Here is a 21,155-nt window from a genome sequence, read left to right as displayed (position 1 = left end):
ATACGCCCACAAACACACAAACAAATAAAATCAGTAACTTAGATTTATTTTAAGACGATTTCATCGATTTAAAATGACTTAGTCGCACACCACGTGTGAGAGATCTCGCACAAAGTGGGTATCAGAAACGGAAATTGGACTTCTGACAGGATAATTACACAGTCAAAGCTAGAAAAAGCGTACGCTCACCCCCATGTATTTGTCATGATATTAAATAAGAGATTCATCGGATGAGCCAAGCTATCTGTCGACTGATCGCTGAAGAACTGAATGTTCGTTCAGAGCAAGTCATCGCCGCAGTAAACCTAATTGACGACGGTAACACCGTTCCCTTTATTGCCCGCTACCGTAAAGAAGTCACGGGTGGCTTAGACGATACCCAACTACGTAACCTTGATAGCCGCCTTTCATACCTTCGCGAACTTGACGATCGTCGCCAAACGATTCTTAAGTCGATTCAAGACCAAGGTAAACTCACGCCAGAATTAGAGCGTGATATCACTCAAGCCGACAGCAAGACTCGCCTAGAAGATTTATATCTGCCATACAAACCTAAGCGTCGTACCAAAGGTCAAATCGCGATTGAAGCAGGCTTAGAGCCACTTGCTGATACTCTTTGGAATGAACCACAGCACGATCCTGAAACCGAAGCCGCTAACTTCATCAGTAGCGATAAAGGCATTGCTGATACCAAAGCGGCACTGGATGGTGCACGAGCGATCATCATGGAGCGCATTGCTGAAGACGCCAACCTACTTGAAAAGATTCGCCAACATCTCACGCGTAACTCTGAGCTCGTTTCACGTGTCGTGGCAGGCAAAGAGCAAGCCGGCGAGAAATTCAAAGACTACTTCGAACACAACGAAACACTCAACAAAGTACCTTCACACCGTGCGCTTGCGATGTTGCGAGGCCGAAATGAAGGCTTCCTAACGCTGGCAATGAATGCTGACCCTGAGCAAGAAGAAGGTGTACGCGGTTCATACTGCGAAAACATCATCTCTGATCACTACGGTATTACCCTAAGCAGCGCACCTGCAGATGCATGGCGTAAGCAAGTGATTAGCTGGGCGTGGCGTATCAAGGTTTCTATGCACATGGAAACTGAGCTGATGGGCGCGATGAAAGAACGCGGTGAAATTGAAGCGATTGAAGTGTTCGCAACCAACCTTAAAGACTTGTTGATGGCGGCGCCTGCTGGCCCTCGAGCAACTTTGGGCTTAGATCCGGGTTTACGTACTGGTTCGAAAATCGCCGTGGTGGATTCAACCGGTAAGGTTCTAGCAACAGAAACCATTTACCCTCACCCACCACAGAAGCAATACGACAAATCTGCACACGTGGTTGAGCAGATGGTTCGCCAGTTCAATGTTGATTTGATTGCGATTGGTAATGGTACCGCTTCACGCGAAACAGACAGCTTTGTTGCTGATGTGATTAAGCGTGGCAACCTAACAGCACAGAAAATCATTGTTAGCGAAGCGGGTGCGTCGGTTTATTCTGCTTCTGAGCTAGCGGCAAAAGAATTCCCGAATATGGATGTATCGATTCGTGGTGCGGTATCTATTGCTCGTCGTCTACAAGATCCATTGGCAGAGCTAGTGAAGATTGACCCAAAATCGATCGGTGTGGGCCAATACCAACACGACGTTAGCCAAACTCTGCTCGCTAAGCGCCTAGATGCGATTGTCGAAGACTGTGTAAACGCGGTTGGTGTTGATGTGAATACCGCTTCTGCAGCGCTTCTGACTCGTGTCGCTGGTCTTTCTAGCACCATCGCTCAAAACATCGTCGACTTCCGTGATGAGAATGGTCGTTTCGAAGCGCGTACTACCTTGAAAAAAGTCGCTCGTTTAGGGCCAAAAGCCTTTGAACAATGTGCTGGCTTCCTGCGTATCATGGATGGTAAGAACCCGCTAGATGCATCATCGGTTCACCCAGAAGCTTACCCATTGGTGAAAACCATCGCCGAGAAAAACCACAAAGACATCAAATCTCTGGTAGGTAACACAGACTTCTTACGTGGCTTACATGCGGTTGATTACACGAATGAAAATTTTGGTGTACCGACAGTAACCGACATCATCAAAGAGCTGGATAAACCGGGTCGAGATCCTCGTCCTGAGTTCAAGACGGCAACGTTCGCCGATGGCGTAAATAGCATGTCTGACTTAGAACCCGGTATGATCTTAGAAGGCGTGGTTTCAAACGTGGCTAACTTCGGTGCGTTCGTAGATATTGGTGTTCACCAAGACGGCTTGGTACACATTTCAGCACTGACCGATCGCTTTGTCTCTGACCCACGAGAAGTGGTGAAAGCGGGTGATATCGTGAAAGTGAAGGTGATGGAGGTGGATGTTCAGCGTAAACGTATTGCACTAAGCATGCGCATGAAAGATGAGCCTGGACAAGATAACCGCGCACAACGTTCAAGTGCACCTCGCACACAAAACCGCCCGAACCAAAACTCACAAGGTGGACAACGCCGTCGTGAGGAACCGCAACAAAACGCTGCGATGGGCGGTGCTTTCGCCGCTGCCTTCGCTAAAGCGAAAAAGTAATCCGTTAGCTCGTCTGTAAAACGGATGTGTTTAAAACAGAAAACCTGCATCCCTTAGGGTATGCAGGTTTTTTTATTATGTGTTCAAAAAAGACATCGAAGCTTGGTTGTATTCTTCGTGCTTATACTCAAAATAATTGGAGTTGCAGCTAGGCAACCTTTTCCCTACAAAGGAATGAAGTTCATCCCTATGAGCATAGAGGTTCTATGTGATTAGGGTGAACTTACGCAGTTAACAACGCTGCAGCTTCAAGTATGAAGAGTATAACTATAATACGACTAACATCTCTGACGGAGCATGAGGCGCAACAGCATGACCATAATGATATTTTATGACCTTACGTCGTTTCTCCATCTGTCCCTCCTGAATCGCCGCATCTAAAATATGCTTTGGCAGGCGGAAACGCATGGTATAGCCCTTTCCTTGATCAGCACTGTATGTTCTCAGAGCCAATAAGCTGAACAGCCTGTCAAAAGGATCTTGTGGCTTTTCATGGCTAACCGAATTGGCCTCTGACTCGTTCTCCATTTCATAACCTGGATGGTCTGAAGGATCCCAAGCCGACTGCTGCCTTCGTTTATCGTCCGGTTTTACCTTACGCTCTGCATTGGTTCTCGCCAATGCTACTGCGGGAGCAACAGGTTCTCGGACTCTATTATCACGCGCAACTTGCTCTGTTTGCACATTAACGGACGGGGCGATTAGTGGCACACTTACTGCAGTTGCAGGTGACACAATCATCGCGAACTCTCCTCAAGAATCGCCCATCACTGTTGCCATAACGCTGTCGTACTGACTCAGCACAACAGGCATAGCCCAACTTACCGCAATCAACTCATGAGAGAGTTAGGTCTGAGTATCATGCAATGCCTTGGTGTTATACCAATCGTAGTAAATAACTGCTCATCCTAGCTTGTTAAAATGCTTGATAACGGAGTTAGAAATTTTGATTGTAGAATAACTACTTATCAAAACTACTTGTCAAAAAAAAAGCAGCCTTGTTCTCAAGCCTTTTTCCTACGCTATTTTTGAACACTTACTTACTGTGATTGGTATTAGGTTATATATCGACCAATCCAGCAATAAATTTAGTGATTATTTTTGCGCGAAGCTAACTAGTTCACTGCAAAAGGCATCGGCTTCTGTCATAAACGGCGCATGTGAAGACTGCGTGAATATATATTGCTCGGTATGAGGCAGCGCTCTACCCAGATCTTTTGCTACCTTGATTGGCACTAATCCATCCAGTCGCCCGTATAAACGCAGCATAGGCACTGAAATCTCCGGCAGTTGTTCTCGCAAGTCAACATCCGACAGCATCTTTAAGCCGGCCAATAAAGAATTAGGATTCGGAAGCGGACGAGACAGTACCGCTTGCTTGAGTTGTTTTACATCTTGCCTTGCAGAAGGGCTGCCCATGGCTTGCAGTGCCATAAAGCGTTCGATAGTAGTTTGGAAATCTTCAACCAGCTGTTCGGTAAATGCGCTTAATACGTTTGGCTGAATGCCTCGCCATAACACGGGTTCTTTTGCAGCGGCGAATTTAGGAGAGCTGGCAACAGTTACCAATTTGCTTACGTAATCTGAGTGATACAAAGCCATGTGTGTTGCGACCAAGCCACCCAGTGACCAACCGACCCAAATAGCCTGCTTTGGAGCTTCGGCCAACAATTGCTGAGCTATCTCTTCAAGATCTTGAGCGTGGCAATGCGCGCTGTGTCCATACCCAGGAAGGTCAACAACATGCACTCGAAAATCAGCTTCTAACGCATCAACGGTTTGTTGCCATACCGCACCGTTCATTCCCCAGCCATGAACCAACACTAAATCAGGCCCTTGCCCAGAAACATGCCAATATAACGTGTCACTCATTCTCGATATTCCCTACTTTTTCCATCAGCGATAATCCGCGCTTTTCAGTATTGTGAGTAAAAGGAACACCATAACCCAAAAGCATCACGAGCTATGTTATCCGATTGGCTACAAAAACACACACCACGTCTGGTCACACCTCAATGCGACCTGTGTAAGCTAGATAAGTCGCACAGCGATACTCACCCGAGATGGTGTAATTCTTGTCTCAAACTCTTTGATCCAGTTCCTCGCTGCCAACGATGTGGTTTAAAAACGCTGCTCACAGTAGAGCAGTGCGGGCAATGTTTATCACAGCCTCCACCTTGGCATCGTCTCTATTGTGTTGGGGACTACACCTTTCCAACAGCACGTTACATTCAGCAAATGAAGTACGCCGATAAGTTTTGGTTTGCACGCGATCTGTCAAAGCTATTAGCTTCACGTATCGAACATCCTGCTTCGATGATCACCAGTGTCCCTCTGCATTGGCGTCGATATATTCATCGTGGCTTTAATCAAAGTCAGCTGCTCGCTAATTACACAGCTCAAGAACTTGGCGTTAAAGATGAGGTGCTGTTCCGTCGAATTCGCTCAACAGCTTCTCAGCAAGGGCTAACTAAATCCGCGCGATTACACAATCTAAAGAATGCTTTTACGCTTAGAAAACAAGACTTTCATGGAAATATCCCCTCTCACGTCGCGATAATTGATGATGTTGTAACCACCGGCAGTACTGTGTATCAATTATGCCAATTACTACTTGAAGTAGGTGTGAAAAGGATTGATATTTACTGCATCTGCCGCACTCCTGAGCCCTCTGGATAGAAGCTGTGAATCGCTACTTGTACAGCAATCCAACAAAAAAGGGCTGAATTACAAGTCTGACAGGAGTAGAATGGCGCTAATAACCTACAAATCTACTCAGGTATTCGTCGTGTCAAATATTACTATTACAGAAACAGCTCAAACTCACTTTGCCAATCTGCTGTCACAGCAGCCTGAAGGTACAAACATTCGTGTGTTCGTGGTAAACCCAGGCACACAAAACGCTGAGTGTGGTGTTTCTTACTGCCCAACAGATGCTATCGAAGCGTCTGACACTAAGCTTTCTTTCGACGCTTTCTCGGCATACGTCGATGAGTTAAGCCTACCATTCCTAGACGAAGCTGAGATTGACTTCGTGACTGACAAAATGGGATCTCAACTAACGCTTAAAGCACCAAACGCTAAAATGCGTAAAGTATCAGACGACGCAACTCTGATAGAGCGTGTTGAGTATGCAATCCAAACCCAAGTGAACCCACAGCTTGCTGGCCACGGCGGTCACGTTAGCCTAGTAGAGATCACTGAAGAAGGTGCTGCTATCGTTGCATTCGGCGGTGGTTGTAACGGTTGTTCAATGGTTGATGTAACGCTAAAAGAAGGCATCGAGAAAGAACTTCTTCAACAATTCGAAGGTGAATTGACAGCTGTTCGTGATGCAACTGAACACGATCGTGGTGAGCACTCTTACTACTAATCATTTTTACTACTAGGCACTTTACAACTAAGTGCTCCTACAACTAAGCACTCATACAGTCTTAGCCAGTAGATAGTTAAAGATTCAATCAAAAGGTTGATGCGCAAGCATCAACCTTTTTTTGTGTTTAAAACAGCAGAAGCACTCCTGAACCGTATATTTCTCGTTCAATGCTAACAATAGTGAGGCGTTACCATTTGCAGTAAGGTATTCAAGTGATCGCAATCGGTTCCTGCTCCAATAATTCTAGGATATGAAAGCTAGGATCTAGGAACTCACCGTCATTTCCCCTATATTAGAATGACTTTATAAGAAAGAATTCCAATGAGTTAAGGAGTGAGCGCAATGACAAAAAGGACCAAACCAGAAATTTTGGCTCAGCAAACTGTCGCTCAATCAAAACTGTTCTCTATCGAGTCTCTCGATTTACGCTTTTCAAACGGTGAAGAGCGCACTTACGAACGTATGAAGCCCAGCGGCCGAAACGCAGTCATGATGGTTCCGATTACTGAACAAGGCGATATTCTGTTAGTACGTGAATACGCTGCGGGCACAGAGCGCTATGAACTCGGCTTCCCAAAAGGTCTAATTGATCCAGGCGAACAACCAAATGAAGCCGCCGTTCGTGAACTAAAAGAAGAGATTGGCTTTGGTGCCAACAAGCTTACTCCTCTAAAAGAAGTGATCCTTGCACCCTCTTATTTCTCTAGCAAAATGACGCTGTTTATCGCAGAAGAGCTCTACCCAGAGAAACTAGAAGGTGATGAACCAGAGCCACTAGACATTGTGCGCTGGCCACTTGCTCAAGCCGAAGAACTGTTAACGCATCTCGACTTCTGTGAGGCTCGCAGTATTACCGCCCTACTATTAGCCCTTCGCGTATTAAACAATAATTAAAACAGTCAGAATCACTCGAAGAGTAAGAGAATATTTATGCCAATAACAAAAGATTTGTCTCACCTGCTGCCCTCTGTCATTGAGATTGCTCGCTCTGCTGGGCAACTGATCTTAGAGATCTACGAGAAAAAAGATTACGAAGAGTTTACCAAGAGTGATGATACGCCCGTCACTAGTGCTGATCTCGCCGCTCATAAACTGATCTCGAAAAAACTTAGCGAACTGACACCTGATATTCCGGTGTTATCGGAAGAAGCCGCTGATATCAGCCTAGAGCAACGTTCTCAATGGGATCGCTACTGGTTGGTTGACCCGCTGGACGGTACACAGGAGTTCATCGCACGAAGTGGCGATTTCGCGACAATCATTGCCCTAATCGAACACAACAAGCCGGTAATGGGCGTCGTGTACGCACCGGTTTCAGGTGTGAGCTATTACGCTTACAGTGGTAAAGGCGCTTGGAAAATTCCAGACCTTAATGACAGCGTTAAAATCAAAACGCATCGTCACGAGCTACCAAACCAATCGATCGCGATGGCAATCAGTCGTCGCCAAGACATCAATCGAATCACTAACCGTATGAGCTCTGCTTGGAACTACGACTTAGTTCCTCTTGGCTCTGCTGCGCTTAAGGCATGTTTAGTCGCAGAAGGTGCTGTGGACTGTTATCTACGTATTGGACCAACCGGAGAGTGGGATACCGCAGCAACCCAGTGCATTGTTGAAGAAGCTGGCGGACGAATCTTAAGTACCCAGTTAGAGCCGCTTTCGTACAATGAAAGAGAGACGCTTGAGAACCCGAACTTCATTGTGCTTGGTGATGCTGACTTACCGTGGGCAGAAATCTTACAAGGTAAAGACTAGGCTTGTTTGCTCTCTTTAACCGTCAGATATCCTCTAGATTCTCAGAACAAATAAAATGGGCACCTCATTGAGGTGCCCATTTTTTATATCTCGTTATTTGATAACCAACGGATGCTAGTTCAGAAGTAGATACCGGATTAAAAACGACCTTGGTAGGTAAACTGGTACTTACCTTGGCTGTCAGGGTTGCCCAACCACTTAAGCTGACTCTGCATCGCAGGTGGGAATTCAGCGCCCGGCTTAAACCATGCGGCCGAGGTGTAGCTTTGATTTGGCGTTACGCTCGCAGAAAACTCACTATCAACTTGAGCACTCTCCTGATTACCTTTCGCTGAAACAGTGCTGTTTTCACAACTGATGTCAGCAATCACAGGGCCAAAATCTAACGAGCCAACCGGAGAATCAACCGCAGCGCCCGACCAAGCAAGCGTACCTTCACCCGATTGGCACCAAGGTTGAGCATGAACCGCATGTTTGATAGTCAGTTCAACTTGTCCTGCAATAGACACTGGCTCTGGGATAGCAGGCGCATACTTCATCACGTTACTAGCTGGCATTGATGCCACTAAGTTTTCCGCGTAAGCACCGCTCATGCTATACCCGACAAGCCCTTTACCAGATAAGTTCATGTCGCTGTTACGTCCAAAGCGAACCGCAAGTTCTGCTTTGGCTTGGAATAGCTTAGAGAACTGGAAGTCCCACTGCACTGAGCCGTAATTGACACGCTGCCACGCAATATTGTTAGCGCGACCTTGCCAAACCGTGCCCTCAACACCTTCAATGCTTAAACCACGTACAACGGGCGCATGTTTGAGAACAAAAGAAGCCGGCAAGTGCAGCAACAAACTTACCGAGAAAAAAACGATAAAGATGCTGCTAAATAACAAACCATACTTAAAAGATAAACCGCGTTTCACATTAACCTCATTTAAACTGTAGTCGGTTGACGTCAATAACCCCAAGGCTATCAGAGCGATCAATATCCATAAACTCAACCTCAACACCCTGCTTTTCTTTCAGGTATGTCAGCCAATCAACAAATTGATTAAATGGCAAAGGTTTAATCCACACTTGCAGCATCTCGCCACGTGGTTGCACTCGTATCAATTCAATCTTGAAGCGACGCATAGATGCAGGCACGGATTGATTCAAAGGCTGACTAGCACTAATGCCACCATTGCCTCTTAGTTCAACCACTTCATTGGCTTTATTGGTAACCCAAGCCAGTAGTTGCTTTTCACTTTGAATGCGACTCTGTGCCAGTTCAGCTCGCTGACTGAGGGGCTGTATTAGCCCCCAATAAATGATACCTACTACCAATAAAATTGAGCAACCAACGACTAATCGTTGCTCTCTTTGACTTATTGAAGTCCACCACGCTTGGAGTGGCTCAATTATATTTCTCATCACTGATCTCCTTGCGCAGTTACTGACGGGGCTTAAGGGTAAAACTACCAAATACGGCATCGCCATTACGGTTCAATGGCCCTTGTTCAACGGAAAACTTCTCTTCAAGTTTCACTTTAGCCGTCTCAAAATGTTGAAAATCAGCGCTTTTAGCTTGTAATCGAACTTCAGAGCGATTGCCATCATAGCGAATGCTTTCGACTTCGATCGATTTCACTTGTCCTAACGTTTCTGGCAGCAATGCTAACCAACCAAGTAAGGAGTCACCATCGCCTGAGCCACCGTATTTCTTAGCTTCATCATTCATCTGACGCTTAAGGTAGCTTACTGTAGGAATTCGTTGTTTGCCTGGCAGAACGGCTCTAAAGATACGCTCACTCTCCATGCGATAGGCTTGTGCTTGTGCTTCGTATTGCTGCACCTTCAACACTTGTTGAGTCACAATCACGGCCACCAACAAGCAAGCAGCGATCGCCACCTTCTGCCATACACGCCAATATTTACTGAAAGAAGATTTGGTTTTAAAGGTGCCCGTCAGTAAATTTACGCCGCTTGTGATCGCTTGTTGGCTCAATAAGGACATCACCAATTCCGCAGGCTTTGCTTGCCATTCCATACCGCTTTGCTGCTGTACATCATCGCTCGGCATTGTGGTGTAGCTGAAGATAGTCGTAGGTTGCTCTTCGTCGTCAGCTACAACCCAATCACTTTGCAAAAACATCGCTAACCATGCTTCGCTGATTGATACGGCTTGATAGTTACCTTGACGTTGAGAGTGACCTTGGCGCAATAGCCAATGCTGGTCGATTTGCAACGCACTGATGCCTTGTTCTTCAACAGGCACGGATAGTGTATCTGGGAGCACCTTACGGAAAATAATATTGGCTTTGCGAAACTGGTCTAAAGCTTGTTTTAACCATTCGCGATCTACACCACACACAGTAGCGTGCGTTGCATCTTTATCTAAAATGGTTAGATGTAAGTCTTCGATATCTTGTGCCACTTCGTCTTCTAACAAAAATGGCAGCATAGAGTCGAACTGGCGAGCAGCACCTTTCGGAATTTCAACACGCTTAATTAAGCACTCATTTCCCGGCAATAAAGCGATACAGCTACGCTTTTCAGCGTAAGGCGTTAACTCATCAAGCTGATCCCAGCTAGACAGCTCACCACTTGCTATCACTTCTTGTTGGCTTGTCGACCAAACCAACCACTGCACTGGGCTTTGTGGCTCGCTACTCAGTCGAACGGTCAGAAACTCGCTCACGGATTCCTCCAAAACGACGGCGTACTACCGTCACTGTTTCTCTATTACTACTATAGAAAAGCGTTCGTATACGTACACGAGACTGCTCAACTAATACCTCTGCATCTAGCTCAAAATAGGCGCTATCTACAGTTAAATATGCTTTCGCTTGTTTGCTGACTTCTGCACTCACACCAACAATAGCAGGCTCAGCCATAAACGCATCCACCGAATCCCAGCCATCAAATGGGCGCTTGTCTATCAGCTGTTTGGCGTCCGATTCACTTAGACCGGGTGCAAACATTGCTTCCAGTAAAGATGCCTGCTTTTCCGAGATGGTATTCACGTTTAATCGGAAATCATCAGTGGGCAAAGCGCAAATAAATGGATGTACCTTTTCCATTGCCTCACCAGAGACCTGATAAACGGCTCGCAGCTCCGATTCATCTGCTATTAAGCCATTCGCCGCCAAATAAGCTGGCTTCATCGCCTCATAAGTGCTGTCTTCTACACCCGTAGAAGAGGTGGCTCGAGTATCAGAGTCCAGAAATTCCCAACTTGAATTTGCGATAACCTCAGCCTGATAAGGATCCACATCTTGGTTTTCCAGTAAGGTTTGCCAAACCTTCACTAAATAAGGGGTTTGGTTACTTGATGTCGTCGTAATCCCAGCGAGCGCATTAAGATTGAAACAAGCCTGCGCATCAACGATACGCCCTTTAACTTGGCCATAATCCAATGGGTATACCTGCTCTTCTAACGCCCATGGCTGGCTTAAGTTCACCGTATCACTATCTTTATAACTTTGCCTAATACCGTCTTGGACAAGCGCTTCTACACCAATGCTATACCAGTAAGCCTGTTGGTAATTCAGTTGATTGCCAACGCGCTTGAATTGCGTAAACAGACGCTCCGACATACTGCCAGCTATGGTTGCCATGATCGCCAAAAGCATCAGAATAATGATCAGCGCGACACCACGCTGCTTACGCCCCACAGCAGATCTTGTCAGTGCAGGCTTATTAGTTTGATGAATCATTATTCCCCTCATTACTGCCTGAAGAGTCACTATTTGCAGAATCATCGACCTGATCTAAGGCGCCACTTGGTGTGAGATAAACACGTTCTATCTCACCGTAATCTTTCAGTATCAGCTTAAGTCTCACCGCTTTAGGCAGTGATTTATCGGTTTGCCACTCTTTGCCCCAGCGGCTTTCGTCATAAAACTCGAACTCCAGGTTCTCAACATCATCAAGCAGAGGAGTAATCACACCTTGTTGGCCGGCAGGTGTATCGGGGTAACGCCACCATACACGCTCAAGCGTTTCCTCTTTTATGCGGTAGCCTACTTTGGTGACTTCTCCGCGAGGGAACTGCTGCTGTGGGTTGTGCCAACCAAGGCGAGTAAACATGATGCCAACACTGTCGGAATCCAGTAAATACTCTTTCATTAGGATCAGCTTAGATGATGCTTCTTCACCATTGGTACGAAATTGTCGTACCGCCATCTGGCGAAAATCATTATCTAAAATGACTAAACTGCGTTGCAGTTGATTTAAACGAGCACTGCGCTCAATAGAGAGTTCATTGCTTCGTTGGACCTGATTTACCACCTGATAAGCCGCCATGCTTAACGTGGAAAAGATGGCAATCGAGACCAAAACTTCGATTAAAGTAAAGCCTCTCCCTTTTGAAGATAGACCTTGTTTACGAGGCTCTCGCTTATTGGCGGACATGCTCTCGCTTGGCGACTTGCTCTTAGCTAACGACACGCTTTTAATTGACCACATAACTGCGCACCGTGACCACTGGAGACGCTTTCTTACTGGTTGCTGCACTCACATCAAACGCCTTTAATAAATTATCGCTGGTATCGATGGGAGTCACCTTCCAGAACCACTCTCTTCCCGCTAACTCTTGCGTGCCCTGCGCTTTTTTAAGCTTCTCAGGATGCAGCATGACTAAGGCCATCTGGTTATCAACAACCATCGCCGCGAAGGTTTTTTCTTCTAAATAACTGAGGGTATTAATGTGTTGGGTGACAGCACGAATCACACTGATCGCCGCCGTAGCGAAGATAGCGAGCGCAACTAATACTTCAAGCAGAGTCATTCCTCTAGAACCAAAAGGCATACCACGAGAACGATAAGGAGAACGGTTATTCCTCTTCATCTTCTTCTCCCGGCTCTAGCAGTCGAATCACACCATTATCCAACACCCGAATACGCCAACCATCTTGTATGGTGTCTCCGGTATTTGGATAAAACGACAATACAAATGGCGTCATTTCAGCACTCGACAAAATGTATATCTGAGGTGGCTTGGGCTTTTTTTCCTCTTCAAGATCCGCAAACATATCTTCATCAAACAAGCTTCCGGGATTGAACAAACGATCATCGTCTTCCCATGCGCCACCACCTAAAGTCAGTGACAACGCGAGTTCTTCCGGTAATTCAGTTGAAGAGGGGATTTTTTCAAATTCGACTTCTTGCCAACCTTCTGACTTAAGCGCCATCAAAACGTAAGTCGATTTCTTTTCATCGACACGAACGCCAAAATCCAAGCCACTCAAAATAGCCTCTTCATTGAGTAATTGAACTCGTTGATAGAAGCTTTGAGCGTATTTTTTAGCGACATCTTTGCTATTGGTCGGAATGGTCGCGATCACCGCGACCGCAGTTACTGACAGTAATACCAACACCAAAAGAATCTCAATCAAGGTGAAACCTGGCTGTGTTTGCTTAGTTTTCACCTTGGAGACTCCATCTGTATACGTCTTACCATCAATAACGTATCAACTAACACGAACTGTTCACCAACAGGAACTTATCAAGCGACAATAAACCGAAGCTTATTGGAAATCTTGCATGTTCCAGTTACCGATATCCGCAGCGATACCTTCACCGCCTTCTTGGCCGTCAGCACCAAGCGTAAAGATATCGATAGTACCGTTATCACCTGGGCTTAGGTATTGATACTCATTGCCCCATGGGTCGTTAGGCAGACGCTTAATGTAGCCACCGTCACGGTAGTTACGAGGCTCTGGACTGCTTGGCTTAGAAACCAATCCATCAAGGCCTTGATCCGTTGTTGGGTAAACACTGTTATCCAGTTTGTACATATCTAGCGCGTTCTCTAGCGCCACGATATCCGTGATGGCTTTCTGTTGATCCGCCTTCTCTTTGTTACCCAAAAGGTTAGGAACAACAAAGCTGGCTAAAACACCAAGAATAACCACAACAACCATCACTTCCAATAGAGTAAAGCCTGACTGTTTTTTCATTTTATTTTTCATTATTTTCTCCAAATTACAGATAGCGAGTTAAGGGGAATGGTGTCCTTCTTCTCGATAATCCAAAAACTAACGTCTGATGAGCAGTAGGTTATCCACTCATTAAATTGTTCATTTCAAGCATCGGCATCAGTGTCGCCATCACGATAAACAGCACCAAACCGGCCATCAACGCGATAAGCGCTGGGGTGAAAATGCCTAACGCGATATTGACCGTCGACTCAAAGCTTTGGTCTTGGTTGTCTGCCGCTCTTGTCAGCATCTGTTCCAACTGACCACTCTGCTCACCACTGGCAATCATATGCAGCATCATCGGTGGAAAGAGTTTGGTTTGATCCAACGCTTTACGTAGGCTTGCGCCTTCTCTAACACTGTCTGAAGCCTGTAATACTTGTTGTTTCACATGTTGATTCGACATCACATCAACCGCGACCTTCATCCCTTCAAGGATTGGAATCGCACTCGAGGTACAAATTGAGAGTGTTCGTGCAAAACGAGAGGTATTGATCCCTTTCGCAATCTTGCCGATCAGCGGAATACTCAATAGTTTGCGATCCCAACTCATGCGAACACCCGGCTTTTTTAGCGCGGTCTTAATCAACACAATCACACCAATGATCAACAACAGTAATTGGATGCCCCAATTCTGGATAAATTCACTCGATGCCAATAAAAATTGTGTCGACTGAGGAAGCTCTTGGCCCATTTGGATAATAGGCTCGACGATCTTAGGTACCACGGTTGCCAACAGGAACGAAACAATCGTCACCGCAAACACCACCAGCACCACAGGGTAGATCATCGCTTGTAGCAGCTTAGAGCGCATCTTCTGACGATTTTCTGCGTAATCGGCCAGTCGCTCCAATACCGCATCTAAGTGACCAGACTTCTCACCCGCCGCAACCATGGCCCTAAACAGTTCATCGAAGATGTGTGGATAATCAGACAAGCTATCCGCTAGCGAATAACCTTCTGTCACTTTAGATCGGACTGCCAGTAACATAGTTCGAATACGTGGCTTTTCAGACTGCTCAGCTACCGCTTTCAAGCACTCTTCTAGCGGCATACCTGATTGAACGAGCGTGGATATTTGACGAGTAGTCAACGCAAGATCTGGCGTACTGATACCACGCTTAAAGCTGGTCGAAGGCTGAGTACCTTTCGCATTTTTCGCCTTAGCTTCGGTCATCTCAACCGGCATTAAACCTTGTTCTTTTAAACGTTGGCGAGCCTGACGAGCATTATCCGCTTCAATCGAACCCTTTTTGCTCTTACCTTTGGCATCCAGCGCTTTGTATTCAAATGCCGCCATACTAGACTTCCTTAGTCACTCGCATCACTTCTTCTAAGGAAGTTACCCCTTTCAGAACTTTGCTCAAGCCATCATCTCGAATACTTGGTGTTGTGCCACGAATTGCTTTTTCAATCGCCTGTTCACCCGCTTCACTGTGAATCAGCTCTTGTACCGAATCGTCAATCATCAGTAGCTCATGAATACCGGTACGACCTCGATAACCTTTATGGCCACACTCTTCACAACCTTTTGCATGGTAAAGTGTGAGGCTCTCTTTCTTCTTCATACCAAACAGCTTTTTCTGTTCTTTATCGGCTTCGTAAGGTTCTTTACAGTCGTTACACAGAGTACGAACCAAGCGCTGAGCCAAAACACCCAGCAGAGAAGAAGAGATCAAGAAAGGTTCAATGCCCATATCACGCAGACGCGTGATCGCACCGATTGCCGTATTGGTGTGAAGAGTCGACATGACTAAGTGACCCGTCAAAGAGGCTTGAACAGCGATCTCAGCAGTCTCTAAATCACGGATCTCACCAATCATTACCACATCCGGGTCTTGACGAAGAATCGCACGTAAGCCGCGCGCAAAGGTCATATCAACCTTAGGGTTTACCTGTGTTTGACCAATACCATCAATATCAAATTCGATTGGATCTTCAACGGTAAGGATGTTGCGTTCGTTACTGTTGAGTTCTTGCAGGCCAGCGTACAAGGTCGTTGATTTACCCGAACCCGTAGGACCGGTAACCAAGATAATACCGTGTGGGCGCTGAATAAGTTTACGGAAGTTCTCGTGGTTCTCTGCCGTCATACCCAAACTGTGTAGATCTAGACGAGTGGCGTTTTTATCCAACAGACGCATTACCACACGTTCACCGTGTGAAGAAGGCATGGTAGATACACGCACATCAACCGCTCGGCCACCGATACGCAGAGAAATACGACCATCTTGTGGCACGCGTTTTTCCGCAATATCCAATTTAGCCATAACCTTTACACGCGAAACCAACAGCGGAGCCAGTTTACGGCTCGGCGCCAACACATCACGTAACACGCCATCAATACGGAAACGGATAGACAGTGATTTCTCAAAGGTTTCGATATGAATATCCGAAGCGCCTTCTTTAATCGCCTCACCCAACATCGCATTAATTAACTTGATGATCGGTGCGTCGTCTTCTGATTCAAGCAAGTCTTCGTCTTGTGGCAACTCTTCCGCTAACGAGAAAAAGTCGTCATTGTCGGCACCAATATCTTCCATTAACTGTCGAGCTTCCGACGAGTCACGCTGATACGCGTCCGTCAGTTTTTTATCAAATTCGTCTGCGCTGATCGCTTGTGGCGTGAAGCCATTTTTCACAACACGGCTCACTTCAATGATCGCCGCCGATTTCAGAGGTTCAACATAATAAAGCACCGGCGCGCGCTCCGGGTGCTGATATTCCAACACCATCTTGTAGCGATTCGCAAAGCTAAACGGCAAGCGCTGATAAGTACGTGCCGCCCCTACCAATTCAGCCATTATTCTGCTTCCATTTGATCGATGAAGGCTTGGATTTCAGCAGGATGATTCATGCTATCGCCAAACTTAGGAAGTACTGGAATATTATCGTTATCCATCAGTTTCAAGCCTTGCTCTGCCTTGTACAGTTGCTCAGCACGAATAAAGTTGTATTTGCGCTGCGTGATACCATCTGCAGTCATGCCATCACGAATAATGGTTGGCTTGATGAATACCATTAGGTTCTTTTTCTCAACCTGAGTACTGGTTGATTTGAACAGGTGTCCAAGGACAGGAATATCACCCAAGAATGGGACCTTAGACTCACTCTCCAATGCGCGCTCATCAATCAGGCCACCCAACACCAGCATTTGACCATCTTGAACAATCACTGACGTATTTAGCTGACGCTTAGCAAAACGAACATCTACTGCTCCGTTTGCCCCTAATACGTTCGATACTTCTTGTTCTATTTGCAGTTGAACCGAGTCACCTTCATTGATTTGCGGCACGACTTTTAGCTTAATACCCACTTCTTTACGTTCAACCGTTTGGAATGGATTATCGTTGCTTGAACCTGCTGTAGAACCGGTTAGAACGGGCACCTCTTCACCCACAATGAATGAAGCCTCGCCGTTATCCATTACCGTAATACTTGGAGAAGACAGAATGTTTGAGTTTGAATCGGTTGCTACCGCACTGATCAACGCTGTCCAGTCGCCCATAACCACACTCATTGCAGCACCATTAACGCCAGAAAGAGCAGATGCTAACGTTGAATAGTCACCCTTTTCTGTCGTGGTTTCATTACGTAGGAAATTATTATCCTTATCGTAAACCGCTTTAGTTGTTGTCGAGTCTTTTGCTTCTTCTAGACCCACCATCACACCGCCAATCGATGCACCGGTATTGCTGTACTGAATCATGGCACCCGTTTCTAGGTTGCCCCACTGCACACCCAGGTTAACGCCGTCACCTTCTGCCATTTCAACAATTAAGGCTTCAATCAAAACTTGAGCACGACGGATATCGAGTTGAGCGATCACGTCTTGCAGCGCGTTCATGATGTCTGGCTGTGCGGTAATCACCAACGAGTTAGTATCGCTGTGAGCCGAAATCATCACTTGGTTGCGCTGCGATGAACTGCCTTTGGTTGATGTTTGTTTCTCTGATTGCAGGTTGTCAGACACGCCTTTCAGCACATCGACTAAGTCTTCCGCTTTTGCGTATTTAAGGTAGATAACTTGGTTGTTACCCTTAGTCGCCATTTCAACATCAAGCTGTTCAATCAACTTTCTTAAACGACTGCGTACTTTAGGGTCGCCTGAGATAAGAATTGCATTAGTACGCTCATCGGCAACTAATTTAGGCTGCAGGAAGGCAGGGGTGTTTTTAGCATCTGTGGTTTTACTTAGTGCATCGACTATACGCACCATCTCCGCGGCGGAAGCATTCTTTAGTTCAACGACCTCAATCTCTTTATCACCCGCTTGGTCTACACGCTTGATGATCTCTGCTAAACGGTTTACAACCGCCGCACGGCCGGTAATCAAGATGATATTTGCAGGATCGTAGTGCACCACGTTGCCCGCGCCCGCGTTGTCATTCAGTTGACGAAGCAGAGGAGATAGCTCACGAACCGAGACATTACGAACCGTCACAACACGTGTTACAACGCTGTCGCCTGTGATCGAATCACGGTCGCCAACAACTGGGATTGCCGAGGTTTTAGAATCTTTCGCTTTGATGATCTTAAGAACACCCGAGTCCATTTCAACGACTGCATAGCCGTACACTTCTAATACGTTTAAGAAGAAGCTGTAATATTGCTCTTCATTGAGTACGTCGTAGCTGCGTACATCGATTTTTCCGCGCACCGAAGGGTCGACGATGATCGTCTTCTCTAGATTACGACCAACAATATTAATAAACTCTTGAATATCAGTGCCTTTAAAGCTGGCACTAAAATCACTCGCGATGGCGGCGGGTGTACAGATTAAGCTTCCTGCCAATAACCATGCACTTTTCTTAAACCAATGCTTCACGTACTTCTCCTACACTTTCGTCCTTCGTTAGACGCAAAGTTTTAAAATTCAATAAACACTTCATGTTGTTGACCATCTCTCTCGACGACGAGGTTTAGCTCTGTCAGCTCTGAGATAGAACGGAATATGTTGCCCATAGCAGCGGGGTCTGTCAGGTCTTGCCCATTTAACTGAGTCGCGATATCTCCGTTTTGGAGCCCTACTGAGTTAAAAAGTTCTGAATCTTTGCCTGGACTCACTCGATAACCAATCACTTTATCGTCGCGCTTGACCTGGGACAGTCGAACATATTGGAAGATTTGTTGCGGATCTTTCATTATCTTCGCTTTAATTTCATCTAGTTTTTGCTCTGCCGAAGCAGGGTTATTACCACGAACCGAAGAAGAAGCGCGAGGTGGCGCAGGGGCTGAGACAGCTAAACGCTTGTACTCAATACCTTCAAGCATCAAGGTTTCGTCTCGACCTGAGTTATCAATAATCACACGGTCGACTAATACGGCTTTAAGCTTAGCTCTAGTGCCTTCTATCTCTTCATTAATTCCGTAGGTCGCCTGCGTACCGCGATTGGCAATCACCGCTAAGCTCCGCTTTGGATTAGAACTGGCAACAGCACCGACCAAAACTAGATTTAATCGTGTCTTTGGCGCATCTTGGATAACTTGCTGTTCAACCACAACTGGCGTTGTTGGGTTATAGGCACCAAAAAGGTTGCTCCGCTGCAAAGAAGAGATATCCAGGGTCGATTGAGGAGTAGAAGACGATGAAGCTGTTGCTTTCCAAGGCACGACGGTTTGCTCAGCAGGTTCAATAAACCATGCAAGCTGTCCTAAAATCCATGCGGAAGCTGCAATCAACATACAACACATCGCTAGGCTTAGTTTCTGCTGAAGTACAAATCCATTTTCTAATAAGCGGCTCAACACAGGAGAATTTCCTGCGCGATTCTTGAGCTCTAAAAAGTTCACTTTCCTTGCCCCTTTTCATGACGACAAATGCTGCAAATCATTAAACTTTCAGCTTTTTTATTCATTCGTTCGATACCAAGCTTATTTAAGCATAAGATCCTGAACTATATCATAGCAAATCTATAAAGCGGCATTACATGGCTATTTTGTATTATGACTTGAAAAAAATGCCAACCGCCTCCACTTTAAGCTTCTACTTAATGTAATTAAAAGCATGTTGCGCACTGTTCATTACAGTTAAACCGCATTCATTTCTCACTTAATAAGGCACAGCCCTATATGAAAACTACTAATGAAGCTGTCAGACTCGATAAATGGTTGTGGGCAGCTCGTTTTTACAAAACCCGGTCTATTGCTCGCAATATGGTCGATGGTGGCAAAGTCCACTATAATGGTCAGCGCAGCAAGCCAAGTAAAATTGTCGAACTTGGAGCAGTGATTACCCTGCGCCAAGGTAATGAAGAAAAGACGGTGACAATCGAGAAAATCTCGGCCCATCGTGGTGGAGCTCCTATAGCTCAAACCCTCTATGAAGAAACCACCGAGAGCTTGGCAAAGAGAGAAGAGTTTGCAACACAACGTAAACTGAACGCTCATAGCCCAGCACCAGAACGTCGCCCAGATAAAAAGCAACGTCGTGACATCATCAAGTTCAAGACTCAATAAGCTAGAAGGAATAGCCAAATGGCCAACCCAATGTCTACAAGTAATGTTTTAAATCGCTACCTATTTGAAGACCTATCAGTTCGTGGTGAATTGGTACAGATGGACGAAGCGTACCAACAGATTATTTCTAGCAAGGAATACCCAGCGCCAGTACAAAAGCTGTTGGGTGAGCTACTGGTTTCAACGACGCTACTAACAGCGACTCTAAAGTTTGAAGGCTCTATCACGATGCAACTGCAAGGTGATGGCCCTGTATCTCTAGCTGTTATCAATGGCGATAACGATCAGAAGATCCGTGGCGTTGCTCGCTTTGATGGCGACATTGCCGACGACGCTGGCCTGCACGATCTAATAGGTAAAGGTCACCTAGTGATCACTATCGATCCTAAGAAAGGTGAGCGTTACCAAGGTATCGTTGGTCTTGAAGGTGACACTTTAGCTGAAGTCCTTGAAGGTTACTTCGCGAACTCTGAACAGCTAAAGACACGCCTATGGTTGCGCACGGGCGAGCATGAAGGTAAAGCACACGCTGCGGGTATGTTGCTACAAGTGATGCCAGACGGCACCGGTACGCCAGACGACTTCGAGCACCTAGAGCAGCTAACTGACACAGTTAAAAATGAAGAGCTATTCACTCTAGAAGCAAACGAACTGCTTTACCGTTTGTACAACCAAGAGAAAGTACAACTGTTCACACCACAACCGGTTGAATTCTTCTGTGGTTGTTCACGTGACCGAAGCGGTGCCGCTATCATTACTGTCGCTCAAGAAGAGATCTACGACATTCTTAGCACGGAAGGTAGCGTTGCTCTACACTGCGATTACTGTGGCACGAACTACTCGTTCGACAAGAATGATGTTGACGCTCTGTATGCAGAAGCAGCAGATAAAGGCAGCAATACGGTTCATTAATTTACGGCGTACCAAAAACACGTAATTTACCCCAAAAAGGTCAGCACAACGCTGGCCTTTTTTGTGATCAAAATAGCGCAAACTCCGTAACATCTCGTAATAAAATCACCTCTTAATTTTAATCAATTAATA

Annotated in this window: 21 protein-coding genes; 7 read left to right on the top strand and 14 right to left on the bottom strand. The window is 46.0% G+C overall.

Translation table 11 applies throughout. The features are described from left to right. Positions 1-230 precede the first annotated feature (230 nt). On the top strand, positions 231-2,561 hold the full coding sequence (locus ACED42_RS04110; RefSeq protein WP_371701513.1) for a Tex family protein: 2,331 nt from the start codon (positions 231-233) through the stop codon (positions 2,559-2,561). Between the two features lie 267 nt (positions 2,562-2,828). Here the strand turns inward: ACED42_RS04110 and ACED42_RS04105 are convergent, their stop codons facing one another. Together ACED42_RS04105 and bioH are read right to left on the bottom strand one after the other, a co-directional pair. Then, positions 2,829-3,302, bottom strand: a complete 474-nt coding sequence (locus ACED42_RS04105) for an ATP-dependent Lon protease (protein WP_371701511.1) — start codon at positions 3,300-3,302, stop codon at positions 2,829-2,831. 354 nt (positions 3,303-3,656) lie between these two features. Continuing rightward, positions 3,657-4,433 carry a pimeloyl-ACP methyl ester esterase BioH gene (bioH, locus tag ACED42_RS04100; RefSeq protein ID WP_371701509.1) on the bottom strand — a complete coding sequence of 259 codons (777 nt, stop codon included), beginning with the start codon at positions 4,431-4,433 and terminating at the stop codon, positions 3,657-3,659. A gap of 93 nt (positions 4,434-4,526) precedes the next feature. Between bioH and ACED42_RS04095 the strand changes: the two genes are divergently transcribed. The 4 genes from ACED42_RS04095 (at position 4,527) to cysQ (ending at position 7,695) form a co-directional block, all read left to right on the top strand. Further along, entirely contained in the window at positions 4,527-5,240 is a 714-nt protein-coding gene (locus ACED42_RS04095) for a ComF family protein (protein WP_371701507.1), read from the top strand. Positions 5,241-5,349: 109 nt separating this feature from the next. Beyond that, positions 5,350-5,934, top strand: a complete 585-nt coding sequence (gene nfuA / locus ACED42_RS04090) for a Fe-S biogenesis protein NfuA (protein WP_004735612.1) — start codon at positions 5,350-5,352, stop codon at positions 5,932-5,934. Positions 5,935-6,279: 345 nt separating this feature from the next. Beyond that, positions 6,280-6,831 (top strand): ADP compounds hydrolase NudE, encoded by a 552-nt coding sequence (gene nudE / locus ACED42_RS04085; protein ID WP_009848014.1) that lies wholly within the window; start codon positions 6,280-6,282, stop codon positions 6,829-6,831. 36 nt (positions 6,832-6,867) lie between these two features. Further along, the gene (gene cysQ, locus ACED42_RS04080; RefSeq protein ID WP_009848015.1) at positions 6,868-7,695 is read left to right on the top strand and encodes a 3'(2'),5'-bisphosphate nucleotidase CysQ; all 828 of its coding nucleotides are present in this window, start codon (positions 6,868-6,870) and stop codon (positions 7,693-7,695) included. 137 nt (positions 7,696-7,832) lie between these two features. Here the strand turns inward: cysQ and ACED42_RS04075 are convergent, their stop codons facing one another. The 12 genes from ACED42_RS04075 to gspC form a co-directional block, all read right to left on the bottom strand. Next, positions 7,833-8,612 carry a type II secretion system protein N gene (locus ACED42_RS04075; protein WP_371701505.1) on the bottom strand — a complete coding sequence of 260 codons (780 nt, stop codon included), beginning with the start codon at positions 8,610-8,612 and terminating at the stop codon, positions 7,833-7,835. A 7-nt stretch (positions 8,613-8,619) separates the two neighbouring features. After that, entirely contained in the window at positions 8,620-9,102 is a 483-nt protein-coding gene (locus ACED42_RS04070; protein WP_009848017.1) for a type II secretion system protein M, read from the bottom strand. A 19-nt stretch (positions 9,103-9,121) separates the two neighbouring features. Further along, positions 9,122-10,369 carry a type II secretion system protein GspL gene (gene gspL, locus ACED42_RS04065; protein WP_371701504.1) on the bottom strand — a complete coding sequence of 416 codons (1,248 nt, stop codon included), beginning with the start codon at positions 10,367-10,369 and terminating at the stop codon, positions 9,122-9,124. After that, positions 10,338-11,387 (bottom strand): type II secretion system minor pseudopilin GspK, encoded by a 1,050-nt coding sequence (gene gspK / locus ACED42_RS04060; RefSeq protein WP_371701502.1) that lies wholly within the window; start codon positions 11,385-11,387, stop codon positions 10,338-10,340. The genes gspL and gspK overlap by 32 nt, the downstream gene beginning before the upstream one ends. Next, entirely contained in the window at positions 11,371-12,138 is a 768-nt protein-coding gene (gene gspJ, locus ACED42_RS04055) for a type II secretion system minor pseudopilin GspJ (RefSeq protein ID WP_371701500.1), read from the bottom strand. The genes gspK and gspJ overlap by 17 nt, the downstream gene beginning before the upstream one ends. Next, positions 12,125-12,520, bottom strand: coding sequence for a type II secretion system minor pseudopilin GspI (gene gspI / locus ACED42_RS04050; protein WP_017099560.1), 396 nt, complete (start codon positions 12,518-12,520; stop codon positions 12,125-12,127). Before gspI ends, gspJ begins: the two co-directional genes overlap by 14 nt. After that, the gene (gene gspH, locus ACED42_RS04045; RefSeq protein ID WP_009848022.1) at positions 12,507-13,100 is read right to left on the bottom strand and encodes a type II secretion system minor pseudopilin GspH; all 594 of its coding nucleotides are present in this window, start codon (positions 13,098-13,100) and stop codon (positions 12,507-12,509) included. Before gspH ends, gspI begins: the two co-directional genes overlap by 14 nt. Before the next feature lie 99 nt (positions 13,101-13,199). Next, entirely contained in the window at positions 13,200-13,643 is a 444-nt protein-coding gene (gspG, locus tag ACED42_RS04040; RefSeq protein WP_009848023.1) for a type II secretion system major pseudopilin GspG, read from the bottom strand. Positions 13,644-13,731: 88 nt separating this feature from the next. Next, positions 13,732-14,952 (bottom strand): type II secretion system inner membrane protein GspF, encoded by a 1,221-nt coding sequence (gspF, locus tag ACED42_RS04035; RefSeq protein WP_371701499.1) that lies wholly within the window; start codon positions 14,950-14,952, stop codon positions 13,732-13,734. Position 14,953: 1 nt separating this feature from the next. Beyond that, positions 14,954-16,456, bottom strand: coding sequence for a type II secretion system ATPase GspE (gene gspE, locus ACED42_RS04030; protein WP_009848025.1), 1,503 nt, complete (start codon positions 16,454-16,456; stop codon positions 14,954-14,956). Beyond that, positions 16,456-18,480: a type II secretion system secretin GspD gene (gspD, locus tag ACED42_RS04025; protein WP_009848026.1), complete on the bottom strand. Its 2,025-nt coding sequence runs from the start codon at positions 18,478-18,480 to the stop codon at positions 16,456-16,458. Before gspD ends, gspE begins: the two co-directional genes overlap by 1 nt. 41 nt (positions 18,481-18,521) lie before the next feature. Continuing rightward, on the bottom strand, positions 18,522-19,445 hold the full coding sequence (gspC, locus tag ACED42_RS04020; RefSeq protein WP_135445087.1) for a type II secretion system protein GspC: 924 nt from the start codon (positions 19,443-19,445) through the stop codon (positions 18,522-18,524). A gap of 279 nt (positions 19,446-19,724) precedes the next feature. Between gspC and hslR the strand changes: the two genes are divergently transcribed. Beyond that, positions 19,725-20,111: a ribosome-associated heat shock protein Hsp15 gene (gene hslR, locus ACED42_RS04015; RefSeq protein ID WP_012603005.1), complete on the top strand. Its 387-nt coding sequence runs from the start codon at positions 19,725-19,727 to the stop codon at positions 20,109-20,111. 18 nt (positions 20,112-20,129) lie between these two features. Further along, positions 20,130-21,023 (top strand): Hsp33 family molecular chaperone HslO, encoded by an 894-nt coding sequence (hslO, locus tag ACED42_RS04010; protein WP_009848029.1) that lies wholly within the window; start codon positions 20,130-20,132, stop codon positions 21,021-21,023. Positions 21,024-21,155 lie beyond the last annotated feature (132 nt).

This window comes from Vibrio sp. FF145, from assembly GCF_041439075.1.
Classification (GTDB): Bacteria; Pseudomonadota; Gammaproteobacteria; order Enterobacterales; family Vibrionaceae; genus Vibrio; species Vibrio tasmaniensis_A.
The sequence above is the reverse complement of the archived record's forward strand: the minus strand, read 5'-3'. Positions and strand labels throughout refer to the sequence as shown.

Excerpts from the sequence above, each read along its gene's own strand:
- gspJ (WP_371701500.1), bottom strand. The coding sequence starts at position 12,138 with ATGTGGTCAATTAAAAGCGTGTCGTTAGCTAAGAGCAAGTCGCCAAGC.
- nudE (WP_009848014.1), top strand. The coding sequence starts at position 6,280 with ATGACAAAAAGGACCAAACCAGAAATTTTGGCTCAGCAAACTGTCGCT.
- ACED42_RS04070 (WP_009848017.1), bottom strand. The coding sequence starts at position 9,102 with ATGAGAAATATAATTGAGCCACTCCAAGCGTGGTGGACTTCAATAAGT.
- hslR (WP_012603005.1), top strand. The coding sequence starts at position 19,725 with ATGAAAACTACTAATGAAGCTGTCAGACTCGATAAATGGTTGTGGGCA.
- bioH (WP_371701509.1), bottom strand. The coding sequence starts at position 4,433 with ATGAGTGACACGTTATATTGGCATGTTTCTGGGCAAGGGCCTGATTTA.
- cysQ (WP_009848015.1), top strand. The coding sequence starts at position 6,868 with ATGCCAATAACAAAAGATTTGTCTCACCTGCTGCCCTCTGTCATTGAG.
- gspE (WP_009848025.1), bottom strand. The coding sequence starts at position 16,456 with ATGGCTGAATTGGTAGGGGCGGCACGTACTTATCAGCGCTTGCCGTTT.
- gspI (WP_017099560.1), bottom strand. The coding sequence starts at position 12,520 with ATGAAGAGGAATAACCGTTCTCCTTATCGTTCTCGTGGTATGCCTTTT.
- hslO (WP_009848029.1), top strand. The coding sequence starts at position 20,130 with ATGGCCAACCCAATGTCTACAAGTAATGTTTTAAATCGCTACCTATTT.
- ACED42_RS04110 (WP_371701513.1), top strand. The coding sequence starts at position 231 with ATGAGCCAAGCTATCTGTCGACTGATCGCTGAAGAACTGAATGTTCGT.
- gspF (WP_371701499.1), bottom strand. The coding sequence starts at position 14,952 with ATGGCGGCATTTGAATACAAAGCGCTGGATGCCAAAGGTAAGAGCAAA.
- ACED42_RS04095 (WP_371701507.1), top strand. The coding sequence starts at position 4,527 with ATGTTATCCGATTGGCTACAAAAACACACACCACGTCTGGTCACACCT.
- ACED42_RS04105 (WP_371701511.1), bottom strand. The coding sequence starts at position 3,302 with ATGATTGTGTCACCTGCAACTGCAGTAAGTGTGCCACTAATCGCCCCG.
- gspK (WP_371701502.1), bottom strand. The coding sequence starts at position 11,387 with ATGATTCATCAAACTAATAAGCCTGCACTGACAAGATCTGCTGTGGGG.
- gspG (WP_009848023.1), bottom strand. The coding sequence starts at position 13,643 with ATGAAAAATAAAATGAAAAAACAGTCAGGCTTTACTCTATTGGAAGTG.